Source organism: Mycobacterium sp., assembly GCF_049281135.1.
Lineage (GTDB): Bacteria > Actinomycetota > Actinomycetes > Mycobacteriales > Mycobacteriaceae > Mycobacterium.
Genome location: NZ_JBAPRN010000008.1, coordinates 1 through 7,819, shown reverse-complemented (window position 1 = coordinate 7,819; position 7,819 = coordinate 1). Strand labels below are relative to the sequence as shown.

General features: G+C 64.1%; 7 protein-coding genes. 4 read left to right on the top strand and 3 right to left on the bottom strand.

Annotation, left to right across the window (positions count from 1 at the left end; translation table 11 throughout):
• Window positions 1-291, bottom strand: a 291-nt coding sequence (locus tag WAN02_RS00200) for a LysR family transcriptional regulator (protein ID WP_422261676.1), incomplete at its 3' end; no start/stop codon positions are given.
• Window positions 292-414: 123 nt separating this feature from the next.
• Between WAN02_RS00200 and WAN02_RS00195 the strand changes: the two genes are divergently transcribed.
• From WAN02_RS00195 to WAN02_RS00180, 4 genes are read left to right on the top strand one after another with little or no spacing between them, the layout of a single operon-like run.
• A complete protein-coding gene (locus WAN02_RS00195) occupies window positions 415-1,386 on the top strand; it encodes a quinone oxidoreductase family protein (RefSeq protein ID WP_422261674.1) in 972 nt (323 codons plus the stop codon).
• A gap of 29 nt (window positions 1,387-1,415) precedes the next feature.
• Window positions 1,416-2,285 carry a dioxygenase gene (locus WAN02_RS00190; RefSeq protein ID WP_422261672.1) on the top strand — a complete coding sequence of 290 codons (870 nt, stop codon included), beginning with the start codon at window positions 1,416-1,418 and terminating at the stop codon, window positions 2,283-2,285.
• 16 nt (window positions 2,286-2,301) lie between these two features.
• Window positions 2,302-2,835, top strand: a complete 534-nt coding sequence (locus WAN02_RS00185; RefSeq protein ID WP_422261670.1) for a carboxymuconolactone decarboxylase family protein — start codon at window positions 2,302-2,304, stop codon at window positions 2,833-2,835.
• 13 nt (window positions 2,836-2,848) lie between these two features.
• Window positions 2,849-3,403 (top strand): carboxymuconolactone decarboxylase family protein, encoded by a 555-nt coding sequence (locus WAN02_RS00180; protein ID WP_422261668.1) that lies wholly within the window; start codon window positions 2,849-2,851, stop codon window positions 3,401-3,403.
• Window positions 3,404-3,405: 2 nt separating this feature from the next.
• Here WAN02_RS00180 and WAN02_RS00175 read toward each other — a convergent pair whose 3' ends face one another.
• Together WAN02_RS00175 and WAN02_RS00170 are read right to left on the bottom strand one after the other, a co-directional pair.
• Window positions 3,406-5,907: a glycogen/starch/alpha-glucan phosphorylase gene (locus WAN02_RS00175; protein WP_422261666.1), complete on the bottom strand. Its 2,502-nt coding sequence runs from the start codon at window positions 5,905-5,907 to the stop codon at window positions 3,406-3,408.
• A gap of 147 nt (window positions 5,908-6,054) precedes the next feature.
• Window positions 6,055-7,819: YhgE/Pip family protein (locus WAN02_RS00170; protein WP_422261664.1), on the bottom strand; the 1,765-nt coding region annotated here is incomplete at its 5' end.

Here is a 7,819-nt window from a genome sequence, read left to right as displayed (position 1 = left end):
GGTGCCCAGCGTGACGGTGCCGGTGAGTTGATCACGAAATGCATCCATTGACGTCCGAGCCCGGTGAGCCGTGTGGATCACTTCACGTGCGTGCTCGAGGAAGACCGCGCCGGCCGCCGTCAGCGTGATTTGGCGTTTGGAACGGTCGAACAGTTCGACGCCAAGTTCCTTTTCCAATCTGCTGACCGACGCCGATAGGGCAGACTGCACCACGTGGATACGCTGGGCCGCCCGGGAGAAGTTCAACTCCGCGGCCACTGCGACGAAGTACTCCAGGTGGCGCAGTTCCACGAAGATCACTCTATCGCGATTCGCGATTGCAAGGTTCGCTTTTCTTCGTTGGACGCGATGACTGCTCCGGGTGTTGGCTAGACGATGTAGGCAGCAGCACATCAGCTCAGGAGGATCGGACTCATGCGGGCCTTGCGTTTTACCGAATTCGGCGACCCCGGTGTGTTGCACGTGACGGACCTACCGGATCTGACTGGAACGGCAGATGAAGCGGTGATCCGGGTGGAGGCGGCGTCGGTCAACCCATCCGACGTGAAAAACGTTGCCGGCGCAATGGAATGGACGGTGCTGCCGCGCACGCCCGGGCGTGATTTCGCCGGCGTGGTGATCAGCGGACCGCCCGAGTGGCAAGGAGCGGCGGTCTGGGGCACCGGGGGAGACACCGGCTTCATCCGAGACGGCTCGCACGCCGAGTTGATGTCGGTGCCGGTGGAAGCGCTGGTACGCAAACCCGAACGGCTCAGCTTCGACGAGGCCTCGACCGTCGGGGTCAACTTCGTCGTCGCTTGGTATGGGGCGGTGGAAACGGCGCAACTCGCGGCCGGCGAAACCATCGCGGTCTTCGGGGTTTCCGGTGGCGTGGGTGGAGCGGTGGCACAAATCGCCCGCGCGATCGGCGCCAAAGTCATTGGCGTGGATCGCCGCCGGCCCGGCTCGGAGACTGCCGCCGCGGCCGTGATCGACGACTTCGTTGCGTTCGACCCGACCGCAGACGTCGGCGCCGAAATCAGACGGCTCACCGCCGGCCGTGGTGTCGACGTGGTGTACGACGCCGTGGGGGGCGTGACCACACCGGCCGCGCTGGCCGCATTGGCTCGGCGAGGCAGGCTGGTGGTGATCAGCGTGGTCGGTTCGCGTGCGGTCGAAATCGATCTGTTGGACCTGTACCACAACGAAACTCGAATCCTCGGCATCGACAGCACCAAGCTGACTGTCGTCGACTCCGCGCGACGCCTGCAGCAGATGGCGCCCTACTTCGAATCCGGCGACTTCCGCCCCCTTCCCATCGCCGGCACCTATTCGCTCGACGATGCGGCCGCGGCGTATCAGGCGGTCGCCGACCACACCGCCGGCCGCGTCGTCATCCGGCCCTGACAACCCGATCCCACAGAGAGGCAAAGACAATGTCATCCGACCTGACCGAACAAACCATCACCGCCGCCGTGCAGCAGACCTTCGACGAGTCGACCGACGAGCGTTTCCGCCAGGTGTTCACCTGCTTGGTGCAGCACATCCACGATTTCGCCCGTGAGGTCCGCCTGACCGGCGACGAATGGTTCACCGCAATGGATTTCCTCGAGCGGGTCGGCAAAATCTCGATGCCGACGCGCCAGGAGTTTGTGCTGCTTTCCGACATCCTTGGCCTGAGCATGCTGCTGGACAAGATCAACCAGCATGTCGAGTCTTCGACCACCGACTCGGCTTTGCTTGGCCCCTTCTACGTCGAGGGACGTCCCACCGTGGACAACGGGGCCGACATCTCCGATGGCGTAACGGGCACACCGATGTTCGTCACCGGTCGGGTCGTCGACGAGTACGGCAAGCCTGTCGCCGGGGCCCACGTCGACACCTGGCACAGCGACGGCGAGGGGTTCTACGACGTCCAGCAGACCGAAAAGCTGCATAACGAACTCGCCATGCGGGCACTGCTGACCACTGACGAGAACGGACGGTTCTGGTACCGCTCCATCACGCCGCGCTACTACCCGGAGCCCACCGACGGGCCATGCGGTGAGATCCTGCGCGCCGCAAACCGATCGCCCATGCGCCCGCAACACGTGCACTTCTGGTTCAAGGCCGAGGGCTACCAGCCGCTCATCACTCAGCTGTTTTGGCGAGACGACCCCTACATCGGCCGCGACGCCGTCTTTGCGGACCAGAAGTCACTGATGGCAAGTTTTGTCCAGCACGAGCCAGGTATCGCTCCGGACGGAACGACGGTCGACGAACCGTTCGTGACCCTGGACTGGACCTTCGCCCTCGCCGCCGAATAGTCAAGGGAACAAGCCAATGTCACGGATACCGCTCACCAGCATCGATGAGCAACCCGAGCCTGTCCGTCAGTGGATGGCGCGTCGCGGGAACCTCAACGTGTTCCGATTGCTCGCCAACGCTCAGCAGGTCTTCCCGGGCTGGACGCACATGGTCGACGAGTTGTTCGACAGCCCCACCTTCAGCGCGCGGATGCGCGAGGTGGTCATCCTGCGGGTGGCTCATCTACAGGGCTCACGTTATGAGCTCGCCCAGCACGTCGGGATCGCCCACACCGCCGGCCTGACCGAGCGGCAGATCGACGCGATCCTCGACACCGGCGACCTCGACGCGGCCAACTTCAGCCGCACCGAACGCACCGCGCTCGATGTCACCACCGAGCTGTGCACCACGCACCGATTGCGTGATGACACCTTCGCCGCGGCGCACGCCGCTTTCGGCGACGAGGCGCTCACCGAATTGCTGATGATCATCAGCTGCTACTACGGGCTGGCACTGGTGCTCAACGCGGCGGACCTCGACGTCGATGCCGCCGCTAGATTCCAACTCTGACAGGAGAACTCACATGACTCGAATCGCCTACCGTCGACCGGAGGAAATGACTGAGCAAGCCCGCGAATTGACCTCTGCGCGCGGCAACCTCAACGTGTATCGCGCGCTGGCCAACGCGGATAAGGTGTTTACCGGCTGGATGCTGGCCGGCCAAGCCGCCCTGACCAGCCCGGTGTTGCCGCTCCGGCTGCGCGAACTCGTCGTCCTGCGCACCGCTTATCTGATGGACAGCCCTTACGAGCTCGGCCAGCATAGGGACGTGGCCCGGACGGCCGGGGTCAGCGGCGACGAGATCAACGCGGTCGCCTCCGAATCCGCGTGGCAAGAAGCAGAATTCAGCCCTGTCGAACTCGCGTTGCTGCACCTGACAACCGAATTGCTCACCACACGCAACGTCTCCACCGAAGTGTTCGAACAAGTGCACACAGCCCTGGGTTCGGAGGCAACGGTGGAGGTGCTGATGGTGATCAGCCGATATGCAGGCCTGGCGCTCATGCTCAACGCGCTCGAAGTCGACCTCGACGAAAGCGCGCGACTACCGATCCCGCCCAGGCGCGAATCGACCTGAGGTCACATGGTCACGGACAGTGGCCACACATTCCAGATCTCGTCGCAGTACTCGGCGATAGCGCGGTCCGACGAGAACTTTCCGCTGCGTGCCGTGTTCAGGATGGACATCTTCGTCCACGCATCCTTGTTCAGCCACGCCGCGCCCACCTGCTCCTGGGCGGCCAGGTAGGACTCGAAGTCGGCGCACACCAGGAAGGGGTCGTCGTAGCGCAGGTTGTCCACCAGCGGCTTGAACACCTCGGTGTCTCCGTGCGAGAACGCGCCGCCGGCAATGAGATCCAGCACCACGCGCAATTCGTCATTGCCGTCGATGTAGTCCTCCGGGCGATACCCCTTGGCCTTGACGGCTTCGACCTCGGACTCGGTCAGACCGAATAAGAAGAAGTTCTCGGTGCCGACCTCCTCGCGCATCTCGACGTTGGCGCCGTCGAGCGTGCCGATGGTCAGCGCGCCGTTGATCATGAACTTCATGTTCCCGGTCCCCGAGGCTTCCTTGCCCGCAGTGGAGATCTGCTCGGACAAGTCCGCGGCCGGATAGATCAGCTGGGCGTTCTTGACGCTGAAGTTCGGCACAAACGCGACCTTGAGGAATTTGTTGACCTCCGGGTCGCTGTTGATCGTCTCGCCAACGGCGTTGATCAGTTTGATGATTCGCTTGGCCATGAAATACCCCGGCGCCGCCTTGCCGCCGAACACGAAGGCGCGCTGCGGAATCGACAACCCAGGGTTCTGCTTGAGGCGGTGGTACAACGCGATGATGTGCAACACGCTGAGGTGCTGGCGCTTGTACTCGTGGATCCGCTTGACCTGAATGTCGAACATCCAGTCAGGGTTGAGTTCGATGCCCGTCGCCGCGCGCAAATACTTGGCCAGGCGCGCCTTGTTGCCGCGCTTGATGTCGCGCCATTGCGCACGGAAAGAAGCGTCCTCGACGAACGACTCCAGCCCGCGCAGGCGGTCCAGGTCCTTCAGCCAGCCGTCACCGATGGTGCGGTCCAGCAGCTCGCGCAGACCCGGGTTGGCCAGCGCCAGGAAGCGCCGCGGCGTCACGCCATTCGTCTTGTTGCTGAACCGCTCTGGCCACAACTCGTAGAAGTCCTTGAGCACGCTTTCTTTCAGCAACTCCGAGTGCAGCGCCGCGACACCGTTGATGGCGTGGCTGCCGACGGTCGCCAGGTGCGCCATGCGGACGTTCTTGCCGCCGTCCTCGCCAATCAGCGACATGCGGCGAACCCGGTCCTCGTCACCCGGGAATTTGGTGCGCACCTCGTCGAGGAATCGGCGATTGATCTCGTAGATGATCTCGAGGTGGCGGGGCAGTGACTCGGAGAACAGCTCCAGCGGCCACTTCTCCAGCGCCTCCGGCAGCAGGGTGTGGTTGGTGTAGCCGAACGTCGCCACGGTGATCGCCCATGCCTCGTCCCAGTCGAGGTCGCGCTCGTCGACCAGCAACCGCATCAGCTCGGCGACGCCGATGGACGGGTGGGTGTCGTTGAGCTGCAATGCGAATCGTTGCGGAAGCTCACGGACTCCGGCGTCGGCGAGGTCGTCCATGATGTGTAGCACGTGCTGCAGCGAACAGGACACGAAGAAGTATTGCTGCAGCAGGCGCAGCCGCTTGCCGGCCTCCGGCTCGTCGTTGGGGTAGAGCACTTTGGTGACCGTTTCCGAGGTCACCTCGTCTTCGACGGCCTTGTAGTAGTCACCGGTGTTAAAGGCTTCCAGCGCAAAGGACTCGACCGCCCGTGCACTCCAGAGCGTGAGCACGTTGCAGGTGTTGACGCCGTAGCCCTGGATGGGGGTGTCGTAGGCGACCCCCTTCAGCAGACGCCCGGGCACCCACCGGACGCGTTCGTGGCCGGCGTCGTCGGAGTAGTGCTCGGCGTAGCCGCCCCACTTCACCAGGTAGTTCACGTCGGGCTTGGCGATCTCCCAAGCATTTCCGTTGACCAGCCAGTTGTCGGTCTTCTCGACCTGCCAGCCGTCGCGGATTTCCTGGTTGAAGATGCCGAACTCGTAGCGGATGCCGTAGCCGATCGCCGGACGTTCGAGGGTGGCAAGCGAGTCCAGGTAGCACGCGGCGAGCCGGCCGAGGCCGCCGTTACCCAGCCCGGGCTCCGCCTCGCACGCCAGGACCTCGTCGAGGTCCTGACCCATCGCCGCCAGCGCGGTCTTCGCCGCCTGCTCCAGGCGCAGGTTCAGCAGGTTGTTGCCCAGCTGCGGACCCATCAAGAACTCGGCGGACAGGTAGCAGGTGACCTTACGGCCGAGGTCAAGCGAGGTCTGTGTCGACGCCACCCGGCGGTCCTGCATGCGGTCGCGCACGGCCAGTGCCAGCGCCCGGTAGTAGTGCTCGGGCTTCAAGGCGGCGGCCGGACGGCCGACCGAATAGCGGAGGTGATCGGTGATCGCCCGCTGAAGGGCGTGCGCGCCCATCCCGGTGCGTGAATGCTCGTTGAGGTCGGCGCGGACGCCACTGGGTGTCTGGTCGACATCGGTCATCGTGAGTCCTGTTCCCTCGATCGGCTCAATACGCAGTTCGTCAGTCTGTCAGCGACGTCTGCACAACAGGCACGCAATTGACGTCTGCTTCGTGAACGACAGCCCACGGGCTCGCGACGAGCAGCTTTCCGGTCTGCGCTGCCGGGCCTACATCTTGATCGCCGGTATCAGCCTGTCGAGGTTCCAGAGCTGATCTCGCCGGGCAGACAGGCACGAGATCAGCATGGCGAAAGCCCATACGCCGACCAGCACCACGATCGCCTGCCACAGCCGCCCGTCGATGCCGCCCAGTATGAGTTGTCGAAGTCCGTTGACGCCATAGGTCATCGGGTCGAAGCGGTGCAGGAACTGGAACGGCTTCGATGTGGTTTCCACGGGGTACATGCCTCCGGCGCTGACCAGTTGCAGCATGAGCAGCGCCATGATCAGCACCCGGCCCACGGCCGGCCCGACCAGTGCATTGATCGCCTGTGTCGCGGCCACGAACGCGAACGATATAAGGATCATGAAGCCGAGCATCGAGGCAGGGTGGACAACGTGCATGCCGAGGCCGAACCGCACCACGCAATACAGGATGATCGCCTGGAACATCGCGATTACCGCTGCAGGAAGATAGCTGGACAGCGCGACGCGAATGGGAAGTACCTCGGCCGCAATCGCGCGGCTCTGCAAGGGCCGCAATATCATCCAAAGTACTAGTGCGCCGAAGAACAGCGCCAGCGTAAGGAAGAACGGAGCCATGCCGGTGCCGAAGTTCGGAGCGGCGTTCTCGTGTGAGGTCTCGAGCTGAACCGGGCCGCCGATGGTATCCGCGATGGCGTCCTTCTGCTGGTTCGTCCAGTTGGGCGCCTGCTTGGCCCCGTCGCTGAGTTTGGTCGCGAGCTCGGCCGAGCCGGTTTTGAGCTGCAGTGCTCCGTCGTCGAGTTTGGCTATGCCGCTTGCCAACTGGGCGTTGCCCGAGGCGACTTGCTTGGCTCCGTCGCGTAGTTGCGTGAGTTTGTTGGTCAGGTCCTGTCCTTTGCTGCCGACCTGGTCGAGGGCCGAGCCGAGCGGACTGCCGGGTGCGCGCAGTCCCGACGTCATGGCGATCGCGGCGTTTTGCGCGTCGGTGAGGCGCTGGCGGATTTGCGGGGTGAACGCGTGCTGTCGGAGCTGGTCCTGCACACCGCGCAGCGTGTTTGCCAACGGATCCTGTCGCGCGGACAGCTGGTCGATCACCGGCGAAAGTGCACCGGCGGCATTGTCCTGCGCCGTGGCGATCCCGCCGATCTGATCATTGGCCTGCTGTAGCGCCGTGACGCCCTGTTGCAACTGGTCGGTGCTGCCACCGATTTGGGACAGCGCCTTGGTCACCGCAAGGAGCGGCTCGGTGGCCGAGTTGATCCCATCGGAGAGCTGCTGCGCGCCGGTGGCAAGCGTCGCAGAGCCGGACCGGGCGGTGTCCAGACCGTCCGCCAGCTGACTGGTGCCGTCGGCGAGTTGGGCGGCCCCGTCGGCGGCCTGTTTGATGCCGGCCCCGGACGAAACCACCACGGAGAGCATCTGATTGACCGCCTGCCCGGAGATCCGGGACGAGACGGCGTTGAGCACCTGGTCGATCGCGGTACGGCCGATGCTCGTCGAGATGTAGTTGTTGGCGTCGTTGTACACGGCGATCAGGTTGGCCTTTTTCGGTTGTCCGGTCACCGGCGAAGCGATCGCCGCACTGAAATCTGGGGGCAGCTCGACCATGAAGTAGTACTTGCCGTGTTCGACTCCGTTGTGCGCTTCCGCGGGGCTGACGACGTGCCAGTCCAGGCTGGCGTCCGCGGTGAGGCTCTTGGCTATCTCGCTGCCCGCGTTGAACGGTTGCCCGGACACCACAGCGCCCCGGACGGAGTTGACCAGTGCCACCGGCATCTTGTTCACATGG